This window comes from Desulfonatronospira sp. (genome assembly GCA_003563255.1).
Taxonomy (GTDB): Bacteria; Desulfobacterota; Desulfovibrionia; order Desulfovibrionales; family Desulfonatronovibrionaceae; genus Desulfonatronospira.
On record PWSL01000033.1, the window covers coordinates 1 to 2,919 of the forward strand.

The 2,919-nt window shown below is 47.6% G+C and carries 2 protein-coding genes and 1 pseudogene; all 3 read right to left on the reverse strand.

Translation table 11 applies throughout. The features are described 5' to 3' along the window. Positions 1 to 167: 167 nt before the first annotated feature. The gene (locus tag QZP87_RS00985) at positions 168 to 1,808 is read right to left on the reverse strand and encodes a PAS domain-containing hybrid sensor histidine kinase/response regulator (protein ID WP_291321060.1); all 1,641 of its coding nucleotides are present in this window, start codon (positions 1,806 to 1,808) and stop codon (positions 168 to 170) included. Between the two features lie 6 nt (positions 1,809 to 1,814). After that, positions 1,815 to 2,045: pseudogene (locus QZP87_RS00990) on the reverse strand (GAF domain-containing protein); the annotation flags it as partial. 18 nt (positions 2,046 to 2,063) lie between these two features. Continuing rightward, the gene (locus QZP87_RS00995) at positions 2,064 to 2,738 is read right to left on the reverse strand and encodes a hypothetical protein (protein ID WP_291321059.1); all 675 of its coding nucleotides are present in this window, start codon (positions 2,736 to 2,738) and stop codon (positions 2,064 to 2,066) included. Between the last annotated feature and the right edge of the window lie 181 nt (positions 2,739 to 2,919).

Sequence of the window (2,919 nt, forward strand, 5' to 3'; positions counted from 1 at the left end):
TTAAGGAAAGCAGGGGACAGGCACCCCCGCACTTATTTTTCTGAAGGATGATTGACAGGTTTTAAAAATAAGTGCGGGTGGAGCCAGTCCCCATGCCACATGCAAATGGCTAAACTGTTACCGTGATTCAAATATTTTGTGACACAATCCCATGAGTCAATCCCTGATCAAACAGCGGTGCTTTGACCTCTTTCAACCAGGTACCTTTTAATCATGTTCATCAGGTCCCTGTTGTCCACCGGCTTTGAAAGATAGGCATTCATACCGGCCTCAAAGCAGTGCTGCCGGCTGGATGCATCCGCCAGGGCTGTGACTGCAATTATTGGAACATTTTTCAGTCCTTTAAAATCACCCTTTCTGGCCATCCGGGTAAGTTCGTAACCGTCATGTACCGGCAACATCACATCCATAAGGATAAGTGATATATCCTGGTTGCTGCTCATAACATCCAGAGCTTCGCTTCCGTCCATGGCTGTCAGCACATCGAATCCTTTTTTCTGAAGCATACGTTTTATAAGCATGAGATTGATCTTTTCATCCTCAACTATGAGAATACGATTATTCTCTGGTGCCACTGCCGCCTCTGCACTTTCAATATCTTCTTCAATAGCCTGGCAAGGCTCCATGGACAACATGAAATAGAAACTACTGCCCTCTCCGGGTCTGGACCTGACCCCGATCTCACCCTCTAAAGAATGTACCAGCTGTCTGCAGACACTCAGCCCTATACCGGTACCATGGTACCTTTTGAGTTGAATGTCCTGTTCACCGACAACAAATGGTTCGAAGATGTCACCGTGCATTTTCTCAGGAATACCTTCTCCTGAATCCTCCACTTCAAAAAGAAGAGGCACGGTATCTCCAGGAAACTCCAAGGTCTGTCCGGGTTGGGGTGAAATTTTCAACATCACTTTGCCTTTGTTAGAAAATTTGACTGCATTGTCCACCAGGTTCCATATGATCTGCCGTAACATGGATATGTCAGAAACCAGTCTGGATGGGATTTTTTCATCAATTTCCAGTTCCAGACTCAGTCCTTTATTGCGGGCCTGCGGCTGAAAAAAGCTTACCAGTTTGCTCATTTCCTCCTGAAGATCAAAAGGCTGGAAATGTACCTGCTGGGTGTCACCCTGAAGCGATGAAAATTCAAGGAGCTTGTTTAAAGAAGCCAGCAACTGGCTCGAAGAATTCAAGGCCATCTCGATATATTCTTTTTCAGCAGGTTTCAGGTCAGACTCGGACAAAGTCTGCAGAACACTCATAATGCCATTTAAAGGCGTGCGCAACTCGTGATTCATATTCTCCAGAAACCTGTCCTTGGCATTGCTGGCGGTTTCAGCTGCCTTTTTGGCCTGGCTGAGCTCTTCCTCCATGAATTTGCGCTCTGTAATGTCCACATTGGTGCCTACCATGCGCATCGGCCTGCCCTGTTCGTCACTTTGGACCACCTTACCTCTAGTCAGTATCCAGCGCGTATCTCCATTTTTGCTTACCGCCCTGTACTCAAAGGAAAAGGTATCAGACTGCCGCAGAAATTCATCCATCTGCATTTTTACATGATCTTTGTCCGCTGGATGGATGACTGCCAGGAAACTGTCATAGTTCTGGGGCAGTTCATATGGTTCATAACCCAGCATGGTGTACCATCTGGGGCTGAAGTATGTGACCCCCGAGCGTATGTTCCAGTCCCATATGGCATCCTGGGTGGCATCCATAGCCAGGCTGAACAGTTCGTTGGTCTTATGCAGTTCACTTTCAACCTGCTTTCTTTTAGCCCTGTGGCGCAGGAACCAGACCCCATAGCCCATGTTCTGGGCTACGCTTTCCAGGTAATCCCGGGACTCTCCACAAAAGCCTCCAGGTTTTTGACAGGTTATGGTAAGAGCTCCAAACCCGACCCCGGAATAAGCAATGGGTAAAGACAAAAGTTCCTGAATGCCTGCCTCCTTCATCAGCTCGGACCAGCACTGCATGTCCGGTTCTTTGTCCACATCCTCCACATACACCGAACGGCCGGTCTTGATAGCCATTGCAGTAGGGCCCTGTCCATATGGGCTTTCATCCTAATGAATCTTCAATCGACCCACGATATCTTTTCTGGGGCCGCTGGCAGCCATTATCTTTACGCTCTGCTCCCGATCTCTGCGGGCATAGCCAACCCAGACCAGGGGATACCCAATATGATGCGCAATGGTCTGACAGACTTTCTGAAGCATATCCTGCTCATCCTCGGCCTTGATTATGATCTCGTTGCACTTGCCCAGAGCAATTAATAAATTATTTGTGCGCCAAAGATCCTGCTCCAGACTGCTCATCCTTGATACGCGCCAGGTGAGCTGATTCTTCAGATTCAGGTTCATGGCCCGCAATTCACTAATCTGATGCAGGTGCTGAAGCCTGCTCTTTATTTCATGATCACCCCAGGAAGCATCCACAACGCTGTCCGGCTGGATTAAACCAAGGATTGCGCTGTCCGGATCCTGCCCGTGTGTCATCATGAGAGTAGACAGGCCATGTTCCCGAAAAATATTGCGAAGCAGTGACTGGAGATGCTCTGCATTGTCTGAGATCAAGTCTGTATCCAGGATCATGAGGTTTATCTCATGAGAAGGGGAAAGCCGGCGCATTTGTTCAAGACTGACCACCTGAACCAAAGATTCCGGAAAATCTTTGTAGATGATCTTCTTTAAGCGCTCCTGCAGCTTCTGGTTTTGAGTTAGAATGTAAATGAATGACATATTGTAAGGTATTGGCAATCATGCTCGAAGATATGCCGGCTGCAAATTATTCACAAGGCATAGGCGCTTAGCACAAATTTCAAACAAACATGTTGGTCGTTAAAATCGGTTCGTGGTTCCTGGTTCTTCGTTCCTGGTTACCTCTTGTTCCCAGGCTGGAGCCTGGGAACAAGAAAAGAAA